The sequence below is a fragment of the Natronomonas salinimetallica genome, assembly GCF_013839515.1.
In the GTDB taxonomy this organism is placed as follows: Archaea; Halobacteriota; Halobacteria; order Halobacteriales; family Haloarculaceae; genus Natronomonas.
Window position 1 is genome coordinate 24,729 of record NZ_JACDNQ010000009.1, and the last position, 26,917, is coordinate 51,645.

The following is a 26,917-nucleotide window of genomic DNA, read 5'->3' on the forward strand; positions in this document are numbered from 1 at the left end:
CAAGATGAGCCTTTGACCGAACGGTAATAAAGACTCCCCATTACCCGTGATAGGAGGCTGGAGTCCGCCGTTTTGGGCTTCGGCAGGCTTATTATTCTGTGCTACATACGGGCGCAGCCGATCCCCCGACTGGATCGCCGCTGGACGGGGGCCGACCCCGTCGAACGGCGGGTTTAACCGCCCCCGACACACAGACGACGACGATGACCGACGAGGACAGCCACCCGGAACGGGAGGCGTTCGACCACGACCCGATCGACCACGTAGGGATCTCCGCGGGTATGAGCGTCGCCGAACTGGCCGCCGAGTACGGAAACGCCGGCATCGGCGCGGCCGACGTCGCCGAGGCGATCGACGTGACATCGGAGGCCTTCGGCCGCGAGGAGACGACCGTCTTTCTCGGACTGGCCGGCGCGATGGTCCCCGCCGGAATGCGGGCGATCGTCGCCGATCTCATCCGTGCGGGCCACGTCGACGCGTTGGTGACGACCGGTGCGAACCTCACGCACGACTCGATCGAAGCCATCGGCGGTAAACACCACCACGGCAGCCATGACCACCCCGACTACGACGAGCGGGCGTTCGACGAACGGCTCAGAGACGAGGGTGTCGACCGCATCTACAACGTCTATCTCCCACAGGAGCACTTCACGCTGTTCGAAGAACACCTCCGGGCGGAGGTCTTCGATTCGATCGGTGAGGACGTCGTCTCGATCGCCGAGTTCACCGCCGAACTCGGGCGGGCGAACGCCGAGGTCAACGACCGGGAGAACGTCGGGGAGGATCCGGGGATCGCGGCGGCGGCCTACGAGCACGACGTCCCGATCCACGCTCCCGCCATTCAGGACTCCGTACTCGGCCTGCAGGCGTGGCTCCACTCGCAGGTCAGCGGCTTCTCGCTCGACGCGCTCGCCGATATGTCGCCGCTGAACGATCTGGCCTACGAAGCCGACTCGACCGCGGCGATGGTCGTCGGCGGCGGCGTCCCGAAGAACTACGTCCTCCAGACGATGCTCGTGACGCCCGGAGCCTACGATTACGCGGTCCAGTTGACCATGGATCCGCCACAGACCGGTGGGCTGTCGGGGGCGACACTCGACGAGGCCCGCTCGTGGGGGAAATTAAAGAAGGACGCCAGAAACGTCTCGGTGTACGCCGACGCGACGATCACGCTTCCTCTGGTTATCGCCGGCGCGCTCGATGCGATCGAGTGATCGTCGTCGTATCGGTACTCCCGCACCCGGGACACTGCGTCAACTCCCCGAGCGGCGGATGCTGGACCGATTCCCAGACGTCGTCGTTCGGCGGTGCCTCGAACCCACACTGCCGGCAGCGGTGAATAGCGTCGGCAGCCATGTGTGACACTCACTCGCCATAGTATATAAATCTGGGCGATGTGTTTCGATGAGGAGAACTCCGACGCTCGCGGCGTCGACGGGGCGCAGTTGTCCCGTTCGCGCGAGTGAACTGAACGGAGCCGAGAGGGGATGCCAGAACGGAGCCGAGAGGGGATGCACCGTCCGTATGGGCGTTTCATCCGGTTTCCGGTGCAGTCAGACTGCCGGCGGCCCCGACGTCACGCGGTTCGTTCGCCGGTGCCGAGACCGCGTCACGGACGTACGTTCGTGAACATCCGACTCGGTACATGTCCGAACCGCCGATCGAACGTGCGTGTCGACTGCCCCGCGATTCGAGTCGGTACGTCCGGCAGTATTAGGACCCCACCGATCAAACGAAACAGTTGGAGACCCGCCACGCGCTCGGCATCGTTCGCGCGTCAAAGAGCGTCTATCGTCGGTCGTGGTCGGGTATCGAACCGGCCGATGACGAGCACTCCCCCCGAGCCGGTATAGGCAGCCGGCGGTGACGAACTCTATGAGTGCCGAGGCCGCCATTGTTGACGCCGAAAGACGTCGCGATCGCCTACGAGCACAGCGGATACGGACCCGCCGAAATCACGCAGCCGTATCCGGACCGCTCGTTGGGTGACGTCCACCGTGTACTCGCCTACGACGATCATATAGACGGCTTCCGCTCTCGATCTGGAGGGGACGGCCGCGTTCGTGGTCTGACCGCGGTGGGGACCTCAAGACGTCGCGGTGATGATTTCACAGTCGAGTTCGCGCCGCAGAAACCCTTCGATGTCGGGGTCGTCGATCAGCCGGCGAACCATCCGCCGCCACCGTCCGGCCTGTTTTTGACCGATCACGACGTAGTCGGCGTCCTCGGCCGCGACCTCGTCGAGAATCGTCTCCTCGACCAGGAAGCCGGGACGAACGACGTATCTGGCCCGATTGAGACGGCCGAACGCCGCCTCGACCGCCGATTTGAGCTCCCTTCGAGTCACCCTCTCGTCGCCTTGATATACGTTGACGTGTAGTACGGTGAGATCGGCGTCGTGCTCCGCTGCGACCTCCATCGCGCGTTCGAGCGTCGCCCGCGAGTGCCGTGAGAGCGGGTACCGGACGGGTACGACGACGAGCGTCATTGTCGGACGAAAGTACGCCCCCTGCCTGAAGCTTCCGGTCGGTCGGCCGACCCCCTCCGTCCCGCTGCGGCGTCCGTTCATACGCCGCTCCGGACGATCCGGCCCTCGACGGTTGGGTCGATCCCGACGGCGTCGGCGTACTCGATGAGGATCTCGTATTGGGTGTCGAGCCGTTCGACCACGTGCTCCTCCGTTAGCGTCGGGAACTCGACGTCGGTACAGAGCAGAAATGCCGAGACCGCCAGTCGGTACGGCTCGTCGTCCACGATCGGATCGCCGCCGACGGTCGCTTCACATAGCCGGTCGTCGTCGTGATCATACCGCAACCGGGCCCCCGAGACGTGTGCATGCCACCAGTCGGCCTCCCCGAACCCGGGTGTGTCGGCCGCCTCGGCGAAGACCGACCGGAGTTCACGCCCCGTGAGCTCCGCGACCACGAGCGGTTCGTCGAACGGGACGAGGCTCACGAGGTCGGCGGCCGTCACCGCGCCGGACAGCGGCGGGCCGGTCCTGATCCCGCCGCTGTTCTGGAGGCCGACCACGGGCCGGTCCGTCCCGAATTCGCGGGCCGCCGCCCACCGGTAGGCGTCGGCGACGAAATTCCCGACGCGGCTTTCGCCCCGGAACGCTTCCGTGTCGGTTCGGGCGATCGGCTCCGGGACGTGACCCACGACGGTGTCGAGACCGGTATCGGCGATCCGATCGCGGTATCGAGCCGCCAGTTCGGCGTCGAAAGGACCCTCCGCGACGTCGTGGCGGGTCACCTCCCCGCTCGGGAGATCGACCTCGAGTAGCGTCCGGCCACCGCTTCCCGGCCGGGTGAGAACGGTCTCGTGAATGCGTCCGATCCGCTCGGAGTGGACGTGTCCACCGAGGACGACGTCGACGTCACAGACCGCGGCGAGTCGGTCGTCCTCCCGGCCCAGATGCGACAGCGCGACCACGTAGTCGACATCCCGCTCGCGGAGCGACCCGACCGCCTCGCGGGCCGCAGCGATCGGATCCTCGAATTCGAGGCCCCCGCCGTCGCCGATCGACGGGGTCGTCGGATCCGTCACTCCGAAGAAGCCGACGCTATCGCCTCCGACGCGTTCGATACACCACGGATCGACCCCTGCGAACGGTTCGTCGGACTGGCGGACGTTCGCCGAGAGCCACCGCTGCGGCGAGCGCCGGACGATCTCGGCGGTCCGCTCGGGGCCGAAATCGAAATCGTGGTTTCCGAACGTTTCGACGTCCGGCGAGATGGCCTCGAAGAACGCCAGTGCGACCTGTCCCTCCGAGACGAGCGGGAGGACGCCCGGAGCGACGTTATCGCCGGTCCCGCAGACGAGTGTCCGATCGTCACGGATCGACTCGATCGTCCCGGCGAGGCGGGCGATCGTGGCTGGGTCGTCGTGGGCGTTCTCGACGTCCGAGTAATGCAGCAGACGCACACCGATCGATAGGGTGTGCGGCGGCAAAACCGTGTCGTCGCACCGACCAGACTCCCTTTCGACGGACTCCCGTCCCGGCGGGGCGGCGACCGTGAGCGTTTTGGCTTCCCACGCCCCACCGTGCGTATGGACGAACGAGTCGGTCCCGACGAGAAGACGCTGTATCTCTCCTCGGAGACCGAAAAGGGCAACAAAGGTCCCTTCCGCGTCGTCTACGCCGATACCGACGGCGAACGCCGCTGGGGGTTCTTCTGTACGAACTGTGAATCCTTCGACACCGCCGTCGACTCGATGGGGCGCATTCAGTGTAACCGCTGTTCGAACTTCCACAAGGCCGAGGAGTGGGACGCCGCCCACGAGTGACGGCCGGTCCGGACGAGCGGTCGGCCTGACGCCGGAATACATATCACGTCGTCCCACAAATGGGGACGCAAAGAATGGCCGATGGAGATGACCAGCCGACGGTTCTTGTCGTTGAGGACGAACGCGCACTCATAGAACTCTACGTACGGTGGCTGGAGAACGACTTCGAGGTATTGACTGCCGAGGGCGGTGAAGCGGCGCTGGAGCAGTTCGGCGAGGACGTCGACGTCGTGTTGCTCGACCGGCTGATGCCGGGCATGAGCGGCGACGAGGTCTTAGAAGCCATCCGGGCGCAAACGTCGGACTGCAAGGTCGCGATGGTGACGGCTGTCGAACCGGATTTCGACGTCATCGACATGGGGTTCGACGACTACCTGACGAAGCCGATCGAACGCGAAGAGCTCCTCGAGACGATCGACCGACTGCTGTCGCGATCTGAGTTCGACTCGATCGAACAGGAGCTATATGCTCTCTCCTCGAAGCAGGCGGCCTTACGCGCCTCGAAGCCGAAAGAGGAACTCGACGAGAACGAGGAGTTCGCCGAGCTTCAAGCCCGGATCGACGAGCTTCAGGCGGACCTCGACACGACGCTTCCCGAGATGGGCGACGACGAGTTCGTCGCGATGGTCCGGGACATCGAGGCCGACGACTCCGGGGGCGAGTCGCCGGATTCGGAGGGTGGAGATCAGTGAGCTACCGGACCGGCGACTTCGATGGTGCGTCGGCCTTCGACGATGGCGTGAGCCTGTTGATAACGGGACCCTCGACGGTGACCACCGAGGGCTTACTCGACGCCGTCGCGCCCGATGATGGCGAACGGGCCGTACTCATCACGATGAATACCGGGCCGAAGACGATCGTCAAGGAACTCGAACGGCGCGGGGCCGACCGCGACCAGATCGGTATCATCGACTGTACGAACGCCGAGACCGACGTCGAAGGCGTTCCGGTCCGTCGCCTGAACTCGCCGGGAGATCTGACCGGGATCAGCCTCGAATTCGCGAAGCTGCTCGGGCAGAACGACGACGAGTCGGTCCGGGCCCGCGTCGGCGTCGCGTCGGTATCGACCGCGCTCATGTACACCGAACCCCGGACGATGTTTCGGTTCCTGCACGTCTTTACCGCCCGGATCAGGTCGGGCGAGATGTTCGGGGTCTTCTCGCTCGATCCGACGATGCACGACGAGAAGGCGTACAATACGATCCGGTCGGTCTTCGACTGCGAGGCGGAGATGACCGCCGACGACGTCTCGCTGTCGGGGACCGGCTACGAGTGAGCCGGACATACCTCCGGGCCGGCTACATCTCGATTCGCTCGACCAGTCCCTCGTCGCTGTGAGTGTTGACCGCGACGATCCGGACACACGCTTCGATTCCCGAGTCCTGGAGTTTGTGTTTCAACAGCTCGTCGACCTGATAGACGCCGGCGGCGTCGGTCATCTCGATCTCGACCAGTATTGGGGTGTCCTCACCGGCCTGTAGCGACACGCGCCGGATCGCGCGGCTCGAAACGGTGTTGATCCCGCGTCCACCCTCCTCGTAGGGGATCCGGGACCGTCCGCGCTCCATATCGAGCCCGTCGGCGACTCGGACGACGCCGGCTTCCCGCGTCAACGGCGTCTCCTCGGTGTGGTGACAGAGGATCGCGTGGAGAACCTCGCCTTTGATCCGGACGGCCGAAGCGGTATCGTATCGGCCCAGCTCCCCGAGGATCCGGTCGATGGCGTCCGCCGCGAGCGGGATGGAGTAGTAGGGGTGATCGTGACGGTGGACGACGTGGCCGATATCGTGAAGCGTGGCCGCGAGCGCTATGATAACGGCTTCGTCAGCCTCTTCGAGGCCCTGTCCGAGAGCGCCGTCGAACTGGACGTCGCTGGCCTTTAAGAGATCGTAGAGCCGGAGGGCGGCGTTCCGGACGATCTCGACGTGTTTCCGGCCGTGATCGTTGTACCCCAGCCGCGAGACGGGGTTGACGTTCTGTGCGTCGAGGTACGCGAGGACCTCTTCGTCGGTGCGAAGCACGTCGAGGACGTCGTTGACCGGGCCGTCCGGGAACGCGTGGTCGGTGGCTGGATCGTATCGGTTCCCGTTCGCGTCGTCGGTGGGGTCGTTCATACGCGAACGAAAGACGGGATCGCGCAAAAACTGTCCGGCGATTACGCGTCGGCGGCGGCGGTTTCGAGTTCGTCGTAGTCGGGTTCGACGCCGGGGTCATCGGAGACCCACGAGTACGTGACCGTGCCGTCCTCGTCGACGACGAACACCGAGCGTTTTGCGACACCGGAGATTCCGAGATCGGCGAAGTCCATGACGACGTCGTAGGCGTCGATGACGTCCTTGTTCGTGTCGCTGACGAGGGGGAAATTGAGCTCGTTTTGCTCCGCGAACTCGCCGAGCGAGAACGGCGAATCGATGCTGACACCGTACAGCGATGCGCCCGCGTCGGCCAGCGCGTCGAGGCGGTCGCGCAACGTGGTCATCTCGCCGGTACAGACGCTCGTGAACGCGCCCGGGAAGAACGCCAGCACGATCGGCCCGTCGTCGAGGGCCGACGAGAGCGTGAACTCGGTGATGTTGCCGTCGGGTGTTCGCATCGGTGCGGTGAAATCGGGGGCGGCGTCGCCTTCTCGTACCATACCCGCTCGGAGGTCCGGAGCCACCCTGGGCGTTTCGGTTCCGAGCGAACTACGTACGTCGATGAGAGACGACCGGTCCCCCGGCGGACGGGACACGTCGACGCCCGACACGGTAGTCGCGCGCTGACAGCACACGGACGCGGTCCGAACGGCGAACGGACGCGGTCCGAACGGCGAACGCCCCACGGGTTACCACTACGCGGCGAAAGGCCTACATGTACCGGCGCGAATCGGCATATATGACACTCCCCCTGTTCATCGGTGGGTTGGGCCCACCCGAACTGCTGTTGATTGCCGGCGTGTTGATCCTGCTGTTCGGGGCGAGCAAGCTGCCGAAACTGGCGCGTTCGATGGGAACAGCCACCGGCGAATTCAAGAAGGGCCGCGAGGAGGTCGAAGAGGAACTCGAAGAGCTCAGAGACGACGGTACCGCCGAGACCGGCGACGAACCGACCGTCGAAGCCGACTCGGAGTTCGAATCGGAGGCCGATACCGCCGACCCCGAGCACGACCCCGAACAGTCGGGCGCTTGAGACTGGCGGCCGTCCGTCCGCGACGGGCAGGGTCCCACGGGGGAGGGATATCCCGAGACGTGGTAGTTTCCCGAGACGTGGTAGTTTCTGCAGCGCGTACGTAACCACCGCCGACAGTATACGTCGAAGATCGGGTCCATTACGGCTGTGGAGACGTCGGCCCGTCGTCGGATAGTCACGTGTGTACCGTTTTCGGAGCGCTCGGCGGCCCCGAGGAAAAAGCCTATAATCTCCACTAAACTACCACCAAACAGCGATGGTATCCACATTTCCGCTACAGTTCGGGATCCCCGGCGGACCGGAACTGCTCGTCATTCTGTTGATCGCCGTCCTGTTGTTCGGCGCAAACAAGATTCCGAAGCTCGCACGCTCGACCGGCGAAGCGATGGGCGAGTTCCAGAAAGGCCGTGAGGAAGTCGAACAGGAACTCCAAGAGATGCGCGAGGGGGCCACGGAGGTCGAGAGCGAGTCCGAAACGGTCGAGGATGGCCCCGAGGTCGAGACGGCCGGCGACGCCGACGCATCCGACGCTGCGGTAGACGGTGACGCCGGGACGGGCGATGGCGAGACGGACGACGAAGCGGCGGACGAGGAGGAGCTCGAGATCGCCGACGCCGAGACGGACGACGAAGCGAACTGAGCGCGTTTTTATCAGCGGTCAAGGCGAATATCCCGAGGCGACTCACAGGGCGTGTGGCCTAGCGGATCAGGGCGAGAGGTTCCTAACCTCTAGATCGTGGGTTCGAATCCCGCCACGCCCGTACAGCGACCGAAGGGAGCGAACTGGCATGGCGGGATTCTAATCAGAGAGGTCGCGCGCAGCGGAGCGAGCACGTCCGACCGTGGTTCGAATCGGGCCGATCAGACAGCCAGCGGGTCACTCGGCGTGTCTTCGCCGTCGGCGAGGTGGTAGTTCGACTTCCGTGCGTCCATGAGGTAGACGGACTCCTCGACGACGTCCACGGATTCGAGCTTTTTCAGCGCGTGTCTGACGGTTCGCTGTGGGAGCAGCGACGCGTCCGCGAGTTGGGCCTGTGTCATCGCTCCCTCGTATTGAAGCGTCTTATACACGAGCTTGGCGCTCGGTGGGAGCGACGCGACTGCTGATTCGGTATCCGGCATACATCACTCGACGCTTCCCATCGGATTAATTGTCGGTCGGTCAGGTGTGACCGACACATTACCACCATATATATTTATACTACCGCTATGTTTGGGCTGAAACCTCCGGAAAAGCGGGGTTCATCTCTCCAGGAGACCCAGATCCGCCGCGACGTGGTCCGCGAGGTGATCGAAGACGTCGGGATCGACCGAGGCGACCGCCTCGCCGTCGTGGAGCCGTTCGTTGTGCCCGGCGACCGCGTCCTCGACGTCCGAAAACGGGATTCGAGATCGGGTTTCACACTCCGGACAGACGATCGGTATCTCCGGAAGGTCGGATTCGTCGCTCATACCCCCGATATCGCGCCCGAAGATAAAACCGCCCCGGTTGCCGTGTCGTGTCTGCTACGCGTGTCGTGCCGGAAGCGCGGCCAGGGCCTCCGTGAGTTCTTTCGTGTTCGGGAGGACGTACAGCTGTACCTCGGCCTCACGGTCGTCAATCTCGATCGTCGTATCGATGGTAAACGCGTACTCTTGGTTCCCGGGAAGGCGGCGTCGGACGGTCCGGATCACCTCCGTTCCGGAATCCCGGACGAGTTCCGGCGGGGTGTGTTCGATACTGCTCTGGAGCGTGTTCGCCCAGCCGTCGATGAACCCGCTCGTGACGATGTTTCCGAGTTCTTTGATCGCCTCGCCGGTCATGTTGCTTTCGTCCGGATCGATCCCGTTCGGCAACATCGCGGCCGCGACGCGGTCGGCCGACGCCTCGCTGAACATCGCGATGAAGAATCCGCTCGGCAGCCCGGTCAACTCGAAGACGACGCTGACGCACTGCCCGGAGCCGACCGCCGCGGACATATCCGAAAACGAGAGAAATCGGAGCTGGCTCACGGAGACGTCGGTCCGAAGCCCGGTCAACTGCGAGATCTGTTCGGAGGCTCGCCCGGCGCTTCGAGCCGCGAACCCGTTGAAAACGGCGAGCTTTTCGGCCGGTACCGCGAGACGGTTCGGCTGTGCTTCGAGCAGCGTGAGAAACTCCTCGTACTCCGGGATCAGGTAGATCGGGACGGAGAGATCGTGATCGACCGCTTCGAGCGTACTCTCGAAGAGGAAGACGCCGGTGTTGGACGCCTCTTGCCGGGTCATCCGTGGGAGGATCCGTGTTCCCGCCGCCTCGATGTACGTCGGGGGCGTCATATCGATCTGTGTTCCGACGTGGTTCGCCCAGCCGTCGACGAACCCACCGATCATGATGTTCCCGAGTTCGGCGAACGCCCCGCCCGCGAGGGCGTTGGTGTTCCCTCGCGAGTCGAACCGTTTCCGTAGTTGCCCGGCCGCGTCGGGGTCGAATATCAACACGGTCTCGCCGGAGAGGCCGCCGGAGAGGCCGACCTGGACCCCGACGTAGCGACCCTCGGTGAAGATGTCGTCGAGCGTCCCATCCGAGACGAGACTGACCCCGGTCACGTTCTGGCGGGTTCGGATGCCGATCATCTGTGAGAGCGCCCGCGAGGCCTGTCTGGCTCCGTCGGCAGCGAGATGGTTGTACTCCTCCAGTTGGCTGATCGCGATTCTCATCGGGCGTGGATTGCGTTCGGCCGGTTCGGGGACGATCGGTTCGGGGACGGTCGCCCCGGAGTCGGTCCATCCGGGACGGGCCGACCGTTCCAGAGCGCCACGTCGGGGCGGGAATGTTTCGATGAATCCAGTACGGTCATACGCGAGCGTCGACGCGCCCCCGTAGTAATCCCCGGCTCGATACAGCGCTCGAAAGACGCACGTTTTCGCCGAACCGAGCCAACAGCCGGGGAGGCACTCACTCGAAGAGGCCGGTCGACATATACCGTTCCCCGGAGTCCCAAAACACGGTGACGATCAGGGGGCACGCCTCGTTGATCGGCTCCCGATCGCTCGGACCGTCGTCGAGGATACCGACGTCGTTGTTCGGCCCCGGACAGCGACCGGGATCGATTCCGCGCTCGTCGGCCAGCCGCCGGGCAACGCGCTTTGCGGCGACCAACGATCCGCCGGAGGACTGCCCGACGAGGATCCCCTCCTCGCGGGCGAGCCGCCGACACTCCGCCTCGGCGGCGTCGATGCCGACCGTCTCGACGTCGGTCAAACGCTCCCGGTCGAGGTTCGGCGAGACGAACCCGGGGCCCATCCCCTGAAACTCGTCGTCGTTCGGCTCGCCGCCGGAGAGGACGGCGTTCGCCTCGGGCTCGACGCCGACGACGTCCATCCCGGGGAACGCCTCGGTGAGCCGCCTCGCGGTCCCGGTGACCGTCCCGCCCGTACCGATTCCGGCGACGAGGGCGTCGACCCGCCGGTCGCCGACCTGTTCGAGGATCTCCGCCCCGGTCGTCCGGTAGTGGGCTTCGGGGTTTGCCGGGTTCTCGAACTGCCCGAGCTGGACCGTCCCGGCCTCGGATTCGAGTTCATCCGCCCGGGCTTTCGCGTCCGAGATCGTCCCGTCGACGAGTTCGATGTCGGCCCCGTAGGCCGACATCAGCCGTCTCCGTTCGGGTGACTTCGACGCCGGCATCACGATGGTGACGTCGTATCCCTTCGCGGCAGCGACGACCGACAGGCCGATTCCGGTGTTTCCGGAACTCGGCTCGACGATCCGATCGCCCGCATCGAGTTCGCCGGCCGCTTCGGCCGCTTCGACCATCGCCAGCGCCGGGCGATCCTTCGCCGATCCACCGGGGTTCTTCGACTCGATCTTCGCGGCGATGGCGGATCCCGGTGGCGACTCGACCTGTACCAGCGGTGATCCGATCGTATCGAGGATACCCCGTTTCATCGTCCGGGTTTTGGCGCGCTGATATAAAACCCCGATGGATCCCGCCGTCGACCTCCTCGATTCGGTGCCCCGTCGTCCCCCTCGATTCGGTGCCCTGTCGTCGGGTGGACTCCTCCCCCCCACCGCCAGCAACGCGGTCACGGGATGGCTATCGATCCCGGCCATCGAGACGCACGGAACGCTCCAGATGGCGTCGTGATAGCTCGACGTACCGATCGCCCGCACTGGCCCACCGTGAGTCCTCGACCTCCGTTATGAACTCGGCGGGGACGCCCGCGTACAGCGCGTTCGCTTCGACTTCCGTGTCCTCCGTGAGGAGACTGTTCGCCCCGACCATCGCCCGCTCGCCGACGACCGACCGATCGAGTACGGTCGCGCCCATCCCGACGAGCGCCCGTTCTCGTACCTCGGCGGCGTGAACGATCGCGGTGTGGCCGACGGTCGCGTAGGGGCCGATCTCGACGCCCTCGTGAACCACCGCGTTGTCCTGGACGTTTGCCCCCTCCGCGAGCCGGATCCGTCCGTGATCGCCCCGCAACGTCACGTTCGGCCAGACGCTCGCGTCGGCTTCGACCGTCACCGCGCCGATGACGACCGCGCTCGGATCGACGTAGGCGTCCTCGTGGATCTCCGGCTCCTGCCCCTCGAAGCTCCGTATCATACGTTCTCACGGTGTCCGCCGGAAATAAAAACCCTACCTGCCGGTGAGGTCCGCGGACTGCGGTGGTCGATACCCCGGGATAGCGGCTCCGTTTACAGTTCGTCGGCGATCTCGTCGGCGTCGATGTCGGCTTCTTCGAGGGCCTCCTCGATGTCGACGTCGCCCGCGCCGCCGCCCATGCCGCCCATCATGCCGCCCATGCCCATTCCCATGCCGCCGCCATCGAGGATCTCCTGGATCAGGATACGGTCGATGTCCGTGAGATCGATGAGCTGCTGTGCGATCTGTTGTTTCTGCATCATCCACTGTTGGTTCATCGAAAGCTCCGGCGTCGATTCGACGTAGAGGGTACGCTTCTCGACGGTCTCGGTGACCGTCTCCGGCTCGGCCTCCTCCTCCTCGTCGTCCTCCTCGGGCTCCTCAATTCGGGTCTCTTCGACCTCGTCGGTCTCGACCCACATCTCGAGGTCGAGATCGAGGAACATGTTTAGAAGGCCGCGGGCCTGTTCGAGGTCGCCCTCGACGGTGTCGAGCAGCTCGTACTCGTACTCGATGTCCTCGCCGGCGAGGGGGTGATTGAAGTCCACGCGGGCGCGGCCACCGATGATCGTCTCGAGGACGCCCTGTTGGCCGTCGACCTGGATGCGTGCGCCGGGGTAGCGGTCGTCCTCGTCGATCTTGTCGGCGGAGACCGTCTTGAGTTCCTCCTCATCGTAGGTCCCGAAGGCCTCCTCGGCGGAGACGACGACGGTGCCCTCGTCGCCGACCGCCTTGCCCCGGATGTCGTCCTCGACGGCCGGGAAGAGGTGGCCCTCACCGAGGACGATGGTTCGGGGTTCGAACTCGCCCTGGTCGGCGACGCCTTCCTCCTCGGCGACCGACTCGTCCGTCGTATCGACGAGCTGGCCGTCGTCGACGGTTCGGGCGGTGTAGGCGATACGAACGAAATCGCCGTCCTGGAGCCCTTCGGCTTCCTCTTCGGCTTCGGCCGCTTCGTCCTCGGTCTCGGGCTCGGTTACGTCTTCGTCGACCGTCTCGGTCTCCTCGACCTCATCGGATTCATCGCTCATACTCCTCACGACAGCCGTCTCACCCTTAACAATCACGTTTCGCTGCCGCAAGCGTCGGGACGCGTTCGGACGGGCGCCGAACGCACGCCGTGCTCGGAAGCCACGGCGTTTTTCCCCGCTCGCGGGGTTCACTCCGGTATGTACGAAGTCGAACTGAAGGTCCGCGCCGGACACGACCGGGTCCGAGAGCGGCTCGACGGAATCGACGCGGAGTCGATGGGTACGGTGACACAGGTGGATACGTATTACGACCATCCCGTCCGGGCGTTCGCCGAGACGGACGAGGCGCTTCGAATTCGCCGGGAGACGGACGGTTCGGACGAACACACGAAAATAACGTACAAGGGCCCGCTCGTCGACGCCGACTCCAAGACCCGCGAGGAACTCGAGACGGGCGTCAACGACGGGGAGACGATGGCGTCGGTGCTCGAATCGGTCGGCTTCGACCCCGCGGCAACCGTCGAGAAGACGCGCGAGCGCTTCGGCTACGGCGAGTACGTCGTCACGCTGGATACCGTCGAGGGGCTCGGCGAGTTCGTCGAGGTCGAAACCGAAGCCGAGGAGATCGATCCCGCGCGAGCGGGGGCGGTCGACGTACTCGAACGGCTCGGACTCGATCCGGACGAGGGGATCCGTACGTCGTATCTCGGTCTCCTGCTCGATGACGGATGATATGCTTAGCGGTAATCAATTTTTTCTATTTGGTTTCCGTAAGTTATAGAACCGGCCCAACGGTACCCGTGAGTAATGACCGACCGAAATATCCGCGTCGAACCGGTCGACGGTCGCGCGGTCGAGGCCCAAGACGTCGAGATCGTCGAGCGAAAGGGGCTCGGCCACCCCGACTCGCTCTGTGATGGAATCGCAGAACACGTCTCACAGGCGCTCGCACGCGAGTATCTCGACCGCGTCGGCAAGGTACTCCATTACAACACCGACGAGACCCAGTTAGTCGCCGGCCGCTCGGTGCCCGCCTTCGGCGGCGGCGAGGTCGTCGATCCGATCTATCTGCTCATCACGGGCCGGGCGACGAAAGAATACGAGGGGACGAACATCCCCGCGGAGACGATCGCGCTCCGGGCCGCCCGCGAGTACATCCAAGAGCAGTTCCCGTTCATCGACTTCGGCACGGAGGTCGTCGTCGACGTGAAACTCGGTGAGGGCTCGGGAGACCTCCAGAACGTCTTCGGCGAAGACGGCACGCAGATCCCGATGTCGAACGATACGTCCTTCGGGGTCGGCCACGCGCCGCTGACCGAAACCGAACGGATCGTCCTGGAGACCGAACGACAGCTCAACGGCCGATACAGCGACGACAACCCGGCTGTCGGACAGGACATCAAGGTGATGGGCAAACGCGAGTCCGACACGATCGACGTGACCGTCGCCGTCGCAGCCGTCGACCGATTCGTCGCCGATCTCGACGAGTACGAGGCGGTCATGGAAGGCGTTCAGGCGTTCGTTACGGACCTCGCGGCCGGGTACACGGACCGTTCGGTTCGGGTACACGTCAATACCGCCGACGACTACGATGCGGGCTCTATCTATCTGACGACGACGGGGACGAGCGCAGAGCAGGGCGACGACGGCTCCGTCGGCCGCGGCAACCGCTCGAACGGCCTCATCACGCCCAACCGCTCGATGTCGATGGAGGCGACCTCCGGAAAGAACCCGGTCAACCACATCGGGAAGATCTACAACCTGCTCTCGACGGAGATCGCCCGAACCGTCGTCGCGGAGGTCGACGACATCCGAGAGATCCGGATCCGCCTGCTTTCACAGATCGGTCAGCCCATCGACCAGCCCCACGTCGCCGACGCGAACCTCGTCACGGTCGAGGGTGTCGACGTCGGCGACATCGAAGCGGAGGTGCGAGCGATCATCGACGCCGAACTCGAAAACGTGACCGACATCACAGAGCGTGTGATCGACGGCGAACTGACGACGTTCTGATCGGCGCGCCGGCCCGCACTCGCTCGCGGAGCCGTATTCCCCCTCCACCACCTTGGACCGGCCGAGCGAAACCGCTTTTTCCGTCGGTCCGTATGTCGAGTCATGACGCGAGTGTGTCTCGTCGGCGACGACGACGTCGAGTTGCGGTACGAACTCGTCAGCCACGAGACGTCGCGGGAGGCGCTCGCGACGTACGACCTCGTTGCCCCCTACGAGAACACGGTCGCCCTCGAGACGGTTTCGTTGGGCGCTGCCGTTGCGCTGTTGAACGATCTCAACTGGTATCTCGTCCGGTTCGCCCGCGAGGCATTCGTTTTCGAGTCCTCCGTGAGCGGCGAGGAGTGGCTCTCGCGTGCGCTCGCGACCGCGATCCGCGACGACGGCCTGGACCACGCCGATTCGGGCCGGTTTCTGAAGGTGTTCGGCGTCGACGAGGGCGAGCTTCTCGAACCGATGTTCGTGACGCGTACCGGGCCGGACATCCCGGCGTACGACCTCCGAGACGTCGACGAGACCCTCGTCGTTCGGGTGACCGAATCCGAATTCGGTGCCTGACGTCCGGAGGCCGCGCTCGGATCGGGCGGTGATCGAAAAAACGAAGCGGAACCGCCCCGCGCTCAGATTTCGACGCCGCTCGGGATGAGACTCCGCTCGCGGAGTAACTCGCCGTCGCCGTCGTAGACGAGAAGCGTCGATTTGTCGTAGGCCGCCAGCCGGGTCCCGTCGTCGGTCTCGATCACGAGCCGATACTGACCGCTCTCCGCTTCGCCCCCCGCGGCGTCGGTGACCGCGATAATCGGTTCGGCCTCGGCGTTGAGCTCGAGGACGTATTCGCCCGTGACCCGATCCGACACCGCGAAGACGCCCATCGGCGTCTCGGCTTCGAGTGGATCACGCAGCCGGTAGGTTACGTCGACCGCCTCGCCGTCGAGGCGGCCACCGCCCCGCTGGAGTCGCTCTTCGAACTCCTCGGTCGGCCCCTCGTATGCGACCGATATGACTGGCTGGTCCGGTTCGTCGGCCGTCACGCCTGCCGCCTCTAGAGTGAAGTAGTCACGCCGCATCCCTGTTTGGTGTCATGTACGTGCGCCGTACGCATGAACGTAACGCCCCTGTCCAAGCCGTCCGGGTGTTCTCGTCCTGTCGGGCCGTTCGGTCGTCCCGGCCCTCGCTTTTTGAGGCCCGCCCGACGGTACGGGTCCCTCGGTCGCCACACCGGACGAACGCGCCGGAGCTTTATTCTGTCGGCTCCTCCATCTACCGGTAGACGAGGCCATGGAACGAGACGATCCGTCCGCTCGGTCGCGGGAGCGTAGCGCCCAATCCCTCCGACAGCGACTCGCTCGGACGATCGAATCGTTCCGCGGGTCGGCGGTTCCGGACGTTCCGTACCGCCCCGACGAGCACGACCGGATCGTCGAAGAGCGCACCTTCGAGGGGACCCGCGTCGAGCGATACTGGCTCAACGCGCCGTTCTCCTACGCCGTCATCACCTACGACGAGACGGACAACCAACACCTGTATCACGCCGTCGAACCCGACCTCGATCGGTTCGAACGGGACGTCCTCGAGACGCTTTATGACGACGTTCGGGTCCCGCTGTTGTACACCGAACACGACGGCGAACCTCACGAGGTCCTCCGAGTAGAGCTCCGAAAGCGGCTCGAACGGTACGGGGTCGACGTCGACGCCACCGGGTTCTACCGGCTGTATTATTATCTATATCGGACGTTCCGGGGGTTCGGCAAGATCGACCCGCTCATGCACGACCCCGACATCGAGGACATCTCGTGTGACGGATACGAGGTCCCGCTGTACGCCTACCACGATCGATACCAGGACATCGAGACGAACGTCTCCTTCGGCGAGGCCGACCTCGACAGTTACGTCGTCCGGATGGCCCAACAGGCCGGAAGACACATTTCGGTCGGCAACCCCATCGTCGAGACGACACTTCCGGACGGGTCGCGCGCCGAGTTGGCGCTCGGCGAGGAGGTGACACCGCACGGATCCGCCTTCACGATCCGGAAATACAGCGACGAGCCGTTCACACCCATCGACCTGTTGGAGTTCGGGACGTACTCGCTCGATCAGATGGCGTACCTCTGGTTGGCGATCGAGCACAACAAAAACATCGTCTTTGCCGGCGGGACCGCATCGGGCAAGACGACGTCGTTGAACGCCATCTCGATGTTCCTCCCGCCGCAATCGAAGCTGATCACGATCGAGGATACCCGCGAGCTATCGCTGCATCACGACAACTGGCTCTCGTGTGTGACGCGAGAGCGGCTGGACGAGGCGGCAAACGTGACGATGTACGATCTCCTTCGGTCGGCGTTGCGACACCGCCCCGAGTACATCATCGTCGGCGAGGTCCGTGGCGAGGAGGCGATCACCCTGTTTCAGGCGATGAATACGGGTCACACGACGCTGTCGACGATGCACGCCGACTCGGTCCAGACGGTCATCAACAGACTCGAAAACGAGCCGATCAACGTCCCGCGACCGATGGTCCAATCGCTCGATATCCTCTGTGTCCAGCGGCTCGCGCGGTTCGGCAGCGAACGGGTCCGGCGCGCGGGGACGATCGCCGAGATCGAGGGGATCGACCAGCGAACCGGCGAGCTCGATTACACGGGCGCGTATCGCTGGGACTCGGCGACGGACAGCTTCGAGCAGGGGACGAAGAACCTGACCGAGGAGATCCGCGAGGAGCGCGGCTGGTCGAAATCGGAACTGCTTCGCGAACTACAGCATCGCCGGCAGTTCCTCGGGTTCCTCAAGGATCGAGGGATCACCCAATACCAGCAGTTCACGGCGATGGTGAACCGATATTACGCCACCCCCGAGGAGGTCATGGCACGGATCGACGCGGCCGAAGCGGACGAACGGGACGACCCTGGAGCGGGGTCGACGTCCGGGGGTACTTCCGGTGCGGACCTGCGGAGCGGGTAGATGCTCTGGTCGCTCCCGCTTCTCGCCGCGCTCGCCATGCTCGGAGCGCTCGCGTCCGCGCCGTTCAGCCCCCTGATCGACAGGGTAACCTCGCGGATCGCGTTTCGGTTTTTTGGCCGCCGCGGGATCGAACACGACCTCGAACGGGAGCAGCTACTCCGGTCGGCGTCGATCGGCATCCCGTACCGTGAGTACGCCGCAAAGACGTACGTCTACGTCGGAGGGGCCGGCATCGCCGGTGCCGTAGTCGGCGTCTACGCGGGTGCCGGGGGACTGTTGCTCGCCTCGACCGTCGGGATCGGCATCGAATCGGGGACGATCGCCGAACTCCCCGATCCCGTCCTGTTCGCGTTGTTTTTGACTACCGGCGGGGTCGTCGGCGCGGCGTCCGCCGCGACGACCCACGCCGCCCGGTGGCAACTGCCATCTATCCGGGCCGACGGACGCGCCAGGCAGATCGATGCCGGACTTCCCCGCATGGTCGCGTTCGTCTACGCGCTCACGCGTGGCGGCATGTCGTTTCCGGACGTGCTTCGCACCCTCTCGGCCAACGAACGGGTGTTCGGCGAGGGGGCCGCCGAAGTCGACATCGCCGTCCAGAACATCGACCTGTTCAACGTCGACCTCGTGACCGCAGTCCAGGACCTCTCGGAGAACACGCCCTCAGAACAGTTCGGCACGTTCACCGAAAACCTCTCGAGTGTGCTCCAAAGCGGCGGCGACGTCTCGGAGTTCCTCCGCGAACAGTACGAGCGATACCGCGACGAGGCCGAAGAACAGCAAGCGGAGATACTCAACGTCCTCGCGACGACGGCGGAGGTGTACGTGACCGTCATCGTCGCCGGGATGCTGTTTCTCATCACGATCCTGTTGATCATCGGGCTCACCGCCGGCGATACGCTCTTTTTGATGCGAGTACTGACGTACGTGGTTGTTCCGGCTGCCAACGTGTTGTTCTTGGCGTACCTCCTCGATGTCACCCGGCCGCTTCGAGCGACGAGCGAGAAGCGCGGATACGGGGACGGAACGGCCACAGCCGACGGACGGGGCCCGGAGAGCAACGGCGGCTACGAACGATCCGAGTCGGCGGCCAACCACGAGCGGCTGTCCGCCTACCGGCGACTCCGATCGGTCAGGGAGACGCTCGCCTCACCGGTCAGATCCGCGATCGACCGGCCGCGGCTCGTGTTGTACGTCACCGTCCCCGTCGCCGTGATCGTGACCGCGATTCGGCTTCCGACGGTCGTTTCCGGTGGCGTCGACGTCCGGGCCCTCGACGATCTGCTCATCCAGGCGACGATCCTCCTGACGGGAACGTTCGCGGTCGTCTACGAGTACAGCCGCCGTCGTCTGAAGCGGCTCGAGGCGGCCGTACCGGACCTCCTGGAGCGTCTCGCCAGCCTCAATGAGGCCGGGATCTCGATCGTCTCCTCGTTCGACCGGGTTCGCCGGAACGACATCGGCGCGCTCGACGGCGAGGTCGACCGGATCTGGCGGGACGTCAAGTGGGGAGCAACCACCGAGGAGGCGCTGTCGAGGTTCGAAACACGCGTCCGAACCCCCTCCGTTACCCGCGTCGTCACGCTCATCACGAACGCGATGCACGCCTCGAACGAGATCGCCCCCGTCCTTCGGATCGCGGCCGAACAGGCCCGATCGGACCTCCAACTCCGGAGAAAACGAAGACAGGAGATGTTCACCTACATCGTCGTGGTGTACATCTCGTTTCTCGTCTTCCTCGTCGTCATCGCCGCCCTCGAGAACGTCTTGATACCGAGTCTGCCGGACGCGAGCGCCTTCAGCGGGGGCGGCGGGGCGGGCCCGATCAGCGGGGTCAGCGGCGGGGACAGAGACGCCTACCGGCTCGTCTTCTTTCACACTGCGGTGATCCAGTCGGTGCTGTCGGGGATCGCTGCCGGCGTCATGGGCAACGGCTCCCTCGAGGACGGGATGAAACACACGACGATCATGCTCTCGATTACCTACGTCGTGTTGGTGTTCGTCATCTGATCGGTTCGCCGTCTCTCCGTTTCGCCTCGACATCCCGTCTCGTTTCGCCTCGACATCCCGTCTCGTCCCGCATCGCCGCCCTCTTGTCGGTTCCCGAGAAACGCCGGATATGGACGACCGATCCGGCGTCCGCGCCACGTACGAGCGCATCGCCGCCCACTTTTCGACGACGCGGGAGTACGCCTGGCCCGAGGTCGAATCGTTCTGTGCGGGGCGACGCGCCGACACCGCACTCGACGTCGGCTGTGGGAACGGCCGGCACGCGGACGTACTCGCCGGGCACGCGGAGAGGGTCGTCGGTCTCGACGCGAGCCGCGCCTTGCTGTCGGCCGCCCGCAGGCGGGTCCCGGACGCCGACCTCCTCGAAGGCGATGCGTCCTCGCTACCGATCGCCGGCGATACCGTCGGTCTCGCGGTGTACGTCGCGACGCTTCATCACCTCCCCTCGCGTGGACTTCGCCGCCGAAGCCTCGACGAACTCGCCCGCGTTCTCACTGCCGACGGCGTGGGGCTCGTCAGCGCCTGGAGCACCGCCCACGACCGCTTCGAGGCCGGTATCGACGCCGATTCCGGGTTCGATACCGAGGTCGACTGGACGCTTCCGGGCGGCGAGACCGTGCCGCGGTACTACCACATCTACGCGCCCGCGGAGTTCGACGCGGACCTCGGAGCGAGCGACCTCGCGGTCGTCGAGTCGTTTCTCTCCAGCGGAAACTGCTACGCCGTCGTCGAGCCGGCGTGATCGGCGGCACTGATGCGAGGGGACACGCCGGATGCCGATTCGCGTACGCTGGTGAATCGCCTCGGGGAGCAAGTGCTTCGAGACGCGGAGCGTCTCGTCATCACGGAAATCTCCGATTTCCGTACGCCTCCGGGTATTCGCCGTGACAGCCGATAAAAAACAAAAAGACCCTTATACGGCGTGGTGTTACGGAGGAGTGAACGCCGGCGGTGAGCGGGTCAGACGGAGCCGCAAACCTCGGTGTGGACGAGCGCCGGTGGTCTAGTGGCAGGACCTGAGCCTTCCAAGCTCATGGCCCGGGTTCAAATCCCGGCCGGCGCATTTTCTGTCGAACGAAGTGAGGCGAAAATCATCACGGGATTTGAATCACGGCAGAGCAACACGAGCGAAGCGAGTGACCGTCTGGCATCGGGTTCAAACCCCGGCCGGCGCATTCCCCGTACCTCCGAACGAGAAGCGACGGCGGCGAGCGATACTGCCGGCTGTAGCTTGAAGTCGAGCCGACAGTATCAGTACTCCTTTTCGAACCCGCGGAACTCGGTACGGTGTGCTTCCTCGTCGGCGAGGATCGTCACGGCGAGGTCCTCGGTGACGGGGTCGTTCGCCGCTTCGGCGACCGTTATGAGCTCCCGGTAGGTATCGATCGCGTCCTCCTCGGCATCGAGGACGCCCCGAATGACCGCGAGGACGTCCGTCGAATCCTCCGGCGGTTGGAGAGAGCCCTGTCGGGCGACGAACTCCTCGGAACCCGGCGGGCGGGCGTCGAGTTGCTTGAGTCGTTCGCCGAGCTGTTGGGCGTGGGTCAGCTCCTCTTGGATATCCGTCTGGAGGCTCTGTTTGATCTCTTCGGCCCGCACGCCGTCGAGGACGATCGCGTTCGTCTGGTAGTTCATGACCGTCTCGATTTCGTCGCTGTACGCCTTCCGGAGGATGTCGACGACACGATCGCTTGTCATAGCAGGTCGGCATACGTCGGTTCCACTAAAGGTTCTTGCGCAGATTCCAACGGTCTCTATAATAAACATCGCAACTACGTACACATCGATCGCACTGCCGCCGTGCGGTCGAGTGTGTCTTGCCTTCCGATCGCTACTATAGTCCCGTTCCGGTGACGCGAGACCGTGTCACGGTCGTCACTATCGATGTCGGCGATCGTCACTATCGATGTCGGCGATCGTCACGAAAGCATGGCATGGCATCGGGGACCGGGGCGTCCGCCTTCTCCGCCCGTATTCACCGTTCGGCCGTCGGCGGGGTCTCGACCATCCCGATCACGTCGTCGAAAAACCCGAGCGTGTCGTGAGGACCGGGGTTGGCCTCGGGGTGGTACTGGCGGGTGATGACGTCCAGCTCGTCGCTTTCGAGGCCTTCGGGGGTCTCGTCGTTGACGTTGACCTGCGTCACGTCGAGGTCACCGGGCTCCGAGACCGTGTAGCCGTGGTTCTGTGTCGTCATGACGACCTTGTTGGAGCGGAGATCCCGGACCGGCTGGTTGACACCCCGGTGGCCGAACTCCATCTTTTCGGTCTCGCCGCCGAGGGCGTTTGCGATGACCTGCTGGCCGAGGCAGATCCCCGCCAGCGGGATGTCACCGACGTACTCCTCGACGAGCGCCGCTGCGGCCTCGAAGTTCTCCGGGTCGCCGGGGCCGTTCGAGACGAACAGCACGTCGGGACCGACCGACTCGACGTCCGCGACGGTCGCATCGTAGGGGAGCTTCTCGACGACCGCGCCGCGCTCGACGAGCGAGCTCGCGATCGACCCCTTCGCACCGCAGTCGACGAGTGCGACCGTGGGGCCGTCGCCGTCGGGGTTGTACGTGACCGACTCCGTGACTGACACCCGCGATCCGATGTCGGTGTGTTCGCTCATCCCCTTGCAGGCGTCGAGCTCTGCCTCCGCGTCGGCGGCGCTCGCGTCGGGGCCGGCGGCGATCCCACACCGCATCGCACCCTGCTCGCGGATACCGGTGACGAGATCCCGGGTATCCAGCTCGTCGACCGCGGGGACGTCCTCCGCCTCGAGCCACTCGGCGACGTCCTCGGTAAGCTCCCGGGCGACGACGCCTCGGGGGTGGACTCGTTCCGACTCGAAGCGGTCCTCCCGGACGCCGTAGTTGCCGATCAGTGGATACGAGAAGGTGAGTATCTGCTCTTCGTAGCTCGGATCCGTGAGCGATTCCTCGTAGCCGGTGTAGGCTGTGGTGAATACCAACTCACCGCGGGTGCGGCCGGGAGCGCGGGTGCGTGCTTCGATGACCCGCCCGTCCTCCAGCGCCACGTAGGCCTTCGTCATTACGAGATCCGTACGACTCACCCGCCATTAACGCTTTTGTTCGAAGGATCGTTACGAAATTCGTAATCGGTAAGTACCGGCAGCCGGAAGCGACACATCTCGATGGACGACCTCGACCGCCGCATTCTCGCCATCCTCCGTCGTGACTCCCGGACGCCCTACACGGAGATCGCCGATCGGGTCGGGACCTCCGAGGGGACCATCCGAAACCGCGTCGAACAGCTCCTCGAACGGGGCGTCATCGAACGATTTACGGTCGCCACGCGGACCGGGAACGTCAAGGCGATGATCGAGATCGGCGTCGCGGTCGACGTCGATACCGGCTCGATGTCCGAGCGGATGGCCGAGTGGACCGAGGTCGATTTCGTCTGGCAGGTCTCGGGCGAACAGGACGTCGTCGTCGTCGCAGATACGACCGACACGGGGACGCTCAACGACCTCATCACCCGCGCACGGGAACTCGATGACGTCGTCTCGACGAAGACGCGGCTCATCCTCGACGAAAAACGCGGGTGACCCCCGACCGAGTCGAAGCCTCCTTAACGACGTCGTTCGTTGGAAAGCGCATGAGTACGGACGACGCTGACCCCGCCGGATCGGGGTCGGACTCCGAGGACACGACCGAACACCGAAACGCCGGACAGGACGTGATCGCAGTCGACGCCGACGACACGTCCGAGGGACTCATCAACCGCCTCGATGCCCACACCGGGGACGGAATCCGCCACCGCGCGTTCACCGTCTTGGTCTTCGACGGCGAGGGGAACATCCTCCTCGCACAGCGGGCCCCGAACAAGCGCCTCTGGGACACCCACTGGGACGGGACCGTTGCCTCCCATCCCGTCGAGGGCCAGACGCAACTCGAAGCGACCAGAGAGCGCCTCGAGGAGGAACTCGGCGTGACGCCCGGCCAGTACGACGACCTCCGGGTGACTGATAAATTCGAGTACAAACGCTACTACCTGAACGACGGCCTCGAGTGGGAGGTCTGCTCGGTGCTCCAGTGTACGCTCGACGATCGAACGCTCGATCCGGACGAACGCGAGGTCGCGGGCGTGATGTGGGTTCCGTACGAGCGGCTCTACGAGCACCCGCGGTGGTACCGCCAACTTCGGCTCTGCCCGTGGTTCGAAATCGCCATGCGCCGCGATTTCGCCGACGACTGACCGGCCGGCGGTGCGGGCCGACCGCACTGTTCTCGGGCGCGTCTTTCGACCGCTCGGTTCGCCCCCCGGAGGGCGGATACGTCGAGAGCAATCGAACCGACGCGCTGTCGTCCCCACCGGCGACCCGGCGCGCGGTCATTCGGTTTCGGTTATCGCTCGCACCGTGCCGACGCCCTTCGAGCGCCCCTCCCGGAAGACGAACCGCTGTCCCTCCTCGATCGCGTAGGGGTGGAACTTGAACCGGACCCGCGCGGTCCCGGTATCGCCGGGAAGCAGTTGGCCCCCTTCGGGGTGGATCGAGACCGTCTCGCTCACGGTTTCGAGGTGGACGACCGGCTCGTAGCCGTCGTGGATCCGGGTCGGGTGGTTCAACACCATCACGTCGGCTTCGAACTCCCGGGCTGCGGTCGGCTCCGATCCGCGGGGCAAAAGCACCATCCCGCGTTCGAGGTCCGCCTCGGTGATCCCTTTGAGCGCGATCCCGACGATCCGTCCCGCCGCGGCCTCGTCGACCCGGTGGTAGTGCATCTCGATCGACCGGACCTCGACCGGCCGGAAGGAGCCGTCGGAGAGCGGGCCGACGAGCAACTCGTCGCCGACTTCGACGCTGCCCGAGCGGATCGTCCCGGAGGCGACCGCGCCGACGCCGGTCACGTTGTACGTCCGGTCGATGTACATCGAGAACTCGCCCGCCTCCGCACCCGTCTTCGGGAGGTGTTCGAACAACTCGTCGAGGACGTCGAGGCCGGCTTTCGTCACCGCGCTCGTCGCCACGATCGGGACGACCTGCTCGCCGATCTCGTCGATCGCGGCCGAGACGCCGTGTCGGTCGACCGACAGCGGCGTCCGCTCGGCGTTTCTGAGCAGCCGTTCGACGTCGCGTTCGACCCCCTGGACGCGGTCCTCCGAGACCATGTCCGTCTTCGTAATAGCGACGACCGTCGGCAGTTCGGTCGCGAGCAGGATGCCGAGGTGTTCGCGCGTCGTCTTCGTCGGACCGTCGTCGGCCGCGACGACGAGCAGGCCGTAATCGAGCTTCTGACCGACGAGCCCCCGGATCGTCGTCCGCAGCCACGGCTCGTGGCCGACGGTGTCGACGAACGAAACCAGCCGGTCGGCCTCCTCGACGATGCGCGCCCGGTCGGACTTGCGGTGGGGGTTGTCCATCCGAACCGCGCCGTCGTCGTCGAAGCCGTAGACGCCGTAGGAGAGATCCGCCGACAGCCCCCGCTCCATCTCGTGGGGGCGAACGTCGAGGAACCCCCGGGTACCGCCCTGGCCGTCGTCGGCCGACCCGGTCACGAGCGAGCCGACGAGCGTCGACTTGCCGTGGTCGACGTGGCCTGCGGTTCCGACGACGATGTGATCGTCGTCGGCTTCGAGGACGGACCCCTCCCGGAGCGTAGCGACGCCGACCAGCCCCTCATCGTGGGCGGCCGTCTCGCCGCCGTCGACGCCCCAGGTCTCTACGTCGTCGATGTGGGTACCCGCCTCGTCGGCCAGAAGCGAGAGGACGTCCATCGACTCCGAGAACGCGTCCGGGGAGATCCCGGCGATCCCGCCGTCGTCGGTGACGCCGACGACGTAGGTCGCCTCCCCGTCCCCCGAGAGGACGCGGTGTCGCAACTGGGCGACGAGCGATTCGAGGCGACCGTCCGCGAGGTGGGTTGTCCGAGTGAGCCGTTCTTTGAATTCGACGCTGCCGCCCTCCCGTTCGCCCCGTTCGAGGGCTCGTCGGAGTGCGACCCGGTCGGCGCTCATACGCGAGTGAGTAACGACCACACCGTCAAAAGCTTTCCCCGAATACCGCCGAAAACACCCGTCTGTCGGCCCTTTGGCAGCTATATTTCGCTCGTTTGGCTCCCGTGTGCGATCGAGTCCTCTGTCCGGCTCCCGTGTGCAACAGACCCCTTTAGCTTACACCGGGGGCGTATGGAGACCTATCGAGACGCTCGGATCCGATCGAGCGCCTCGAAAAACCCATCGGCAAACCCGGCGTCGACCAGTTCGTCGGCGGCCTGCTTGGCGGTTTCGTCGGCGTTTTCGACCGCGAACGCACGGCCGACGCGTCCGAACAGCTCGGCGTCGTTTTCGGAGTCCCCGACCGCGACGAACGCGTCCGGTGTCATTCCCAGCGCCGCGGCGACGGTTTCGAGACCCCGGCCTTTGTCCACCTCCGGTGTCTTGACGTGGTAGGCGTAGCCGGTATCGACAACGACCATCCCGTGGTCGTCGGCGATGTCGACGAGCGGTTCGAGGGGCTGCTCGCGGGCGACGGCGAGTTCCGTCTCGCGCCAGCGGTTGACCATATCGATCGGTCCCCAGCCCAGTTCGTAGCCGGCCTCCACGTACGCGGTGCCGACGGCCTTTGCCCCCTCGGGATCACCGTTGTAGCGCACCGTTTCGGCCTCCTCGACGTAGACTGCGCCGCCGTTCTCGGCGATGACGTTTGTCGGGATCCCGATGAACGCACACAGGCCGACGGGATAGGGAAAGGACTTGCCCGTCGCGATGACGACCGGGGCCTCCCAGCCACGGATCGCATCGAACACGCGGGGATCGACCGACTCGTCGGGGCGCGTCAGCGTACCGTCGATGTCGACGGCGAGCGGTGGAACCATTGGGATCGTTTCGGCCGTCGAGAACATCAACCCCGCGACTCCCGTATGGCCACGCCGGACCCCCGGCACGATCACGCCTCTC

At 65.1% G+C, this 26,917-nt stretch carries 30 protein-coding genes and 2 tRNA genes; 16 read left to right on the plus strand and 16 right to left on the minus strand.

Annotated elements, in window-relative coordinates; translation table 11 throughout:
• Positions 1 to 203: 203 nt before the first annotated feature.
• Positions 204 to 1,214 (plus strand): deoxyhypusine synthase, encoded by a 1,011-nt coding sequence (locus HZR14_RS08810; protein ID WP_181692500.1) that lies wholly within the window; start codon positions 204 to 206, stop codon positions 1,212 to 1,214.
• On the opposite strand, the gene HZR14_RS08815 is transcribed toward HZR14_RS08810, so the two are convergent.
• From HZR14_RS08815 to HZR14_RS08825, 3 genes are all read right to left on the minus strand, one after another.
• On the minus strand, positions 1,183 to 1,356 hold the full coding sequence (locus HZR14_RS08815) for a hypothetical protein (RefSeq protein ID WP_181692501.1): 174 nt from the start codon (positions 1,354 to 1,356) through the stop codon (positions 1,183 to 1,185). The two genes, HZR14_RS08810 and HZR14_RS08815, sit on opposite strands and share 32 nt — an antisense overlap.
• Before the next feature lie 730 nt (positions 1,357 to 2,086).
• A complete protein-coding gene (locus HZR14_RS08820) occupies positions 2,087 to 2,488 on the minus strand; it encodes a universal stress protein (RefSeq protein WP_181692502.1) in 402 nt (133 codons plus the stop codon).
• 77 nt (positions 2,489 to 2,565) lie between these two features.
• Positions 2,566 to 3,930 carry a bifunctional metallophosphatase/5'-nucleotidase gene (locus tag HZR14_RS08825; protein WP_181692595.1) on the minus strand — a complete coding sequence of 455 codons (1,365 nt, stop codon included), beginning with the start codon at positions 3,928 to 3,930 and terminating at the stop codon, positions 2,566 to 2,568.
• 120 nt (positions 3,931 to 4,050) lie between these two features.
• Here HZR14_RS08825 and HZR14_RS08830 point away from each other — a divergent pair, with 120 nt between their 5' ends.
• The 3 genes from HZR14_RS08830 (at position 4,051) to HZR14_RS08840 (ending at position 5,563) form a co-directional block, all read left to right on the plus strand.
• Positions 4,051 to 4,287 (plus strand): DUF5816 domain-containing protein, encoded by a 237-nt coding sequence (locus HZR14_RS08830; protein ID WP_181692503.1) that lies wholly within the window; start codon positions 4,051 to 4,053, stop codon positions 4,285 to 4,287.
• Between the two features lie 74 nt (positions 4,288 to 4,361).
• Positions 4,362 to 4,979 (plus strand): response regulator transcription factor, encoded by a 618-nt coding sequence (locus HZR14_RS08835; protein WP_181692504.1) that lies wholly within the window; start codon positions 4,362 to 4,364, stop codon positions 4,977 to 4,979.
• A complete protein-coding gene (locus tag HZR14_RS08840) occupies positions 4,976 to 5,563 on the plus strand; it encodes a DUF7504 family protein (RefSeq protein ID WP_181692505.1) in 588 nt (195 codons plus the stop codon). The genes HZR14_RS08835 and HZR14_RS08840 overlap by 4 nt, the downstream gene beginning before the upstream one ends.
• Before the next feature lie 22 nt (positions 5,564 to 5,585).
• Here the strand turns inward: HZR14_RS08840 and HZR14_RS08845 are convergent, their stop codons facing one another.
• Positions 5,586 to 6,401, minus strand: a complete 816-nt coding sequence (locus HZR14_RS08845) for an HD domain-containing protein (protein WP_181692506.1) — start codon at positions 6,399 to 6,401, stop codon at positions 5,586 to 5,588.
• Between the two features lie 41 nt (positions 6,402 to 6,442).
• Complete coding sequence (locus tag HZR14_RS08850; protein WP_181692507.1) at positions 6,443 to 6,922, minus strand: redoxin domain-containing protein; 480 nt, start codon at positions 6,920 to 6,922, stop codon at positions 6,443 to 6,445.
• Positions 6,923 to 7,161: 239 nt separating this feature from the next.
• Between HZR14_RS08850 and HZR14_RS08855 the strand changes: the two genes are divergently transcribed.
• The 3 genes from HZR14_RS08855 (at position 7,162) to HZR14_RS08865 (ending at position 8,216) form a co-directional block, all read left to right on the plus strand.
• Positions 7,162 to 7,455: a twin-arginine translocase TatA/TatE family subunit gene (locus HZR14_RS08855; protein ID WP_181692508.1), complete on the plus strand. Its 294-nt coding sequence runs from the start codon at positions 7,162 to 7,164 to the stop codon at positions 7,453 to 7,455.
• Between the two features lie 256 nt (positions 7,456 to 7,711).
• Complete coding sequence (gene tatA / locus HZR14_RS08860) at positions 7,712 to 8,095, plus strand: twin-arginine translocase TatA/TatE family subunit (protein ID WP_181692509.1); 384 nt, start codon at positions 7,712 to 7,714, stop codon at positions 8,093 to 8,095.
• 47 nt (positions 8,096 to 8,142) lie between these two features.
• Positions 8,143 to 8,216, plus strand: a tRNA-Arg gene (locus HZR14_RS08865).
• A gap of 100 nt (positions 8,217 to 8,316) precedes the next feature.
• Here HZR14_RS08865 and HZR14_RS08870 read toward each other — a convergent pair.
• The 6 genes from HZR14_RS08870 to HZR14_RS08895 all read right to left on the minus strand — a co-directional run bounded on the left by HZR14_RS08870 (position 8,317) and on the right by HZR14_RS08895 (position 13,093).
• Positions 8,317 to 8,577, minus strand: a complete 261-nt coding sequence (locus HZR14_RS08870) for a winged helix-turn-helix transcriptional regulator (RefSeq protein ID WP_181692510.1) — start codon at positions 8,575 to 8,577, stop codon at positions 8,317 to 8,319.
• Positions 8,578 to 8,697: 120 nt separating this feature from the next.
• Complete coding sequence (locus tag HZR14_RS08875) at positions 8,698 to 8,907, minus strand: DUF8149 family protein (protein ID WP_181692511.1); 210 nt, start codon at positions 8,905 to 8,907, stop codon at positions 8,698 to 8,700.
• A 54-nt stretch (positions 8,908 to 8,961) separates the two neighbouring features.
• Positions 8,962 to 10,134, minus strand: coding sequence for a chemotaxis protein CheC (locus HZR14_RS08880; protein WP_181692512.1), 1,173 nt, complete (start codon positions 10,132 to 10,134; stop codon positions 8,962 to 8,964).
• A 238-nt stretch (positions 10,135 to 10,372) separates the two neighbouring features.
• On the minus strand, positions 10,373 to 11,362 hold the full coding sequence (locus tag HZR14_RS08885) for a PLP-dependent cysteine synthase family protein (RefSeq protein WP_181692513.1): 990 nt from the start codon (positions 11,360 to 11,362) through the stop codon (positions 10,373 to 10,375).
• Between the two features lie 148 nt (positions 11,363 to 11,510).
• Complete coding sequence (locus HZR14_RS08890) at positions 11,511 to 12,023, minus strand: gamma carbonic anhydrase family protein (protein ID WP_181692514.1); 513 nt, start codon at positions 12,021 to 12,023, stop codon at positions 11,511 to 11,513.
• A 92-nt stretch (positions 12,024 to 12,115) separates the two neighbouring features.
• Complete coding sequence (locus HZR14_RS08895) at positions 12,116 to 13,093, minus strand: FKBP-type peptidyl-prolyl cis-trans isomerase (RefSeq protein ID WP_181692515.1); 978 nt, start codon at positions 13,091 to 13,093, stop codon at positions 12,116 to 12,118.
• Positions 13,094 to 13,231: 138 nt separating this feature from the next.
• On the opposite strand from HZR14_RS08895, the gene cyaB reads away from it, so the two are divergent.
• The 3 genes from cyaB (at position 13,232) to HZR14_RS08910 (ending at position 15,601) form a co-directional block, all read left to right on the plus strand.
• On the plus strand, positions 13,232 to 13,765 hold the full coding sequence (gene cyaB, locus HZR14_RS08900) for a class IV adenylate cyclase (RefSeq protein ID WP_181692516.1): 534 nt from the start codon (positions 13,232 to 13,234) through the stop codon (positions 13,763 to 13,765).
• 75 nt (positions 13,766 to 13,840) lie between these two features.
• Complete coding sequence (locus HZR14_RS08905; RefSeq protein WP_181692517.1) at positions 13,841 to 15,046, plus strand: methionine adenosyltransferase; 1,206 nt, start codon at positions 13,841 to 13,843, stop codon at positions 15,044 to 15,046.
• Positions 15,047 to 15,148: 102 nt separating this feature from the next.
• The gene (locus tag HZR14_RS08910) at positions 15,149 to 15,601 is read left to right on the plus strand and encodes a DUF5804 family protein (protein ID WP_181692518.1); all 453 of its coding nucleotides are present in this window, start codon (positions 15,149 to 15,151) and stop codon (positions 15,599 to 15,601) included.
• Positions 15,602 to 15,663: 62 nt separating this feature from the next.
• On the opposite strand, the gene HZR14_RS08915 is transcribed toward HZR14_RS08910, so the two are convergent.
• Positions 15,664 to 16,110 (minus strand): DUF5793 family protein, encoded by a 447-nt coding sequence (locus tag HZR14_RS08915; protein WP_181692519.1) that lies wholly within the window; start codon positions 16,108 to 16,110, stop codon positions 15,664 to 15,666.
• Between the two features lie 211 nt (positions 16,111 to 16,321).
• On the opposite strand from HZR14_RS08915, the gene HZR14_RS08920 reads away from it, so the two are divergent.
• From HZR14_RS08920 to HZR14_RS08935, 4 genes are all read left to right on the plus strand, one after another.
• Positions 16,322 to 18,001 (plus strand): type II/IV secretion system ATPase subunit, encoded by a 1,680-nt coding sequence (locus tag HZR14_RS08920; protein ID WP_181692520.1) that lies wholly within the window; start codon positions 16,322 to 16,324, stop codon positions 17,999 to 18,001.
• Positions 18,002 to 20,011 carry a type II secretion system F family protein gene (locus HZR14_RS08925; protein ID WP_181692521.1) on the plus strand — a complete coding sequence of 670 codons (2,010 nt, stop codon included), beginning with the start codon at positions 18,002 to 18,004 and terminating at the stop codon, positions 20,009 to 20,011. It begins immediately after the preceding gene.
• Positions 20,012 to 20,120: 109 nt separating this feature from the next.
• A complete protein-coding gene (locus tag HZR14_RS08930) occupies positions 20,121 to 20,753 on the plus strand; it encodes a class I SAM-dependent methyltransferase (protein WP_181692522.1) in 633 nt (210 codons plus the stop codon).
• 250 nt (positions 20,754 to 21,003) lie between these two features.
• A tRNA-Gly gene (locus HZR14_RS08935) sits at positions 21,004 to 21,074 on the plus strand.
• Positions 21,075 to 21,262: 188 nt separating this feature from the next.
• On the opposite strand, the gene HZR14_RS08940 is transcribed toward HZR14_RS08935, so the two are convergent.
• Both HZR14_RS08940 and carA read right to left on the minus strand, forming a co-directional pair.
• Positions 21,263 to 21,709: a ferritin-like domain-containing protein gene (locus HZR14_RS08940; protein WP_181692523.1), complete on the minus strand. Its 447-nt coding sequence runs from the start codon at positions 21,707 to 21,709 to the stop codon at positions 21,263 to 21,265.
• Positions 21,710 to 21,986: 277 nt separating this feature from the next.
• Positions 21,987 to 23,048: a glutamine-hydrolyzing carbamoyl-phosphate synthase small subunit gene (gene carA / locus HZR14_RS08945; protein ID WP_181692524.1), complete on the minus strand. Its 1,062-nt coding sequence runs from the start codon at positions 23,046 to 23,048 to the stop codon at positions 21,987 to 21,989.
• Between the two features lie 102 nt (positions 23,049 to 23,150).
• Here carA and HZR14_RS08950 point away from each other — a divergent pair, with 102 nt between their 5' ends.
• Together HZR14_RS08950 and HZR14_RS08955 are read left to right on the plus strand one after the other, a co-directional pair.
• Positions 23,151 to 23,564, plus strand: coding sequence for an Lrp/AsnC family transcriptional regulator (locus tag HZR14_RS08950; protein ID WP_181692525.1), 414 nt, complete (start codon positions 23,151 to 23,153; stop codon positions 23,562 to 23,564).
• Positions 23,565 to 23,614: 50 nt separating this feature from the next.
• The gene (locus HZR14_RS08955) at positions 23,615 to 24,214 is read left to right on the plus strand and encodes an NUDIX hydrolase (RefSeq protein ID WP_181692526.1); all 600 of its coding nucleotides are present in this window, start codon (positions 23,615 to 23,617) and stop codon (positions 24,212 to 24,214) included.
• A gap of 135 nt (positions 24,215 to 24,349) precedes the next feature.
• Here HZR14_RS08955 and HZR14_RS08960 read toward each other — a convergent pair whose 3' ends face one another.
• Positions 24,350 to 25,975 carry a GTPBP1 family GTP-binding protein gene (locus tag HZR14_RS08960; RefSeq protein ID WP_181692527.1) on the minus strand — a complete coding sequence of 542 codons (1,626 nt, stop codon included), beginning with the start codon at positions 25,973 to 25,975 and terminating at the stop codon, positions 24,350 to 24,352.
• Positions 25,976 to 26,154: 179 nt separating this feature from the next.
• Complete coding sequence (locus HZR14_RS08965; protein WP_181692528.1) at positions 26,155 to 26,835, minus strand: HAD hydrolase family protein; 681 nt, start codon at positions 26,833 to 26,835, stop codon at positions 26,155 to 26,157.
• Between the last annotated feature and the right edge of the window lie 82 nt (positions 26,836 to 26,917).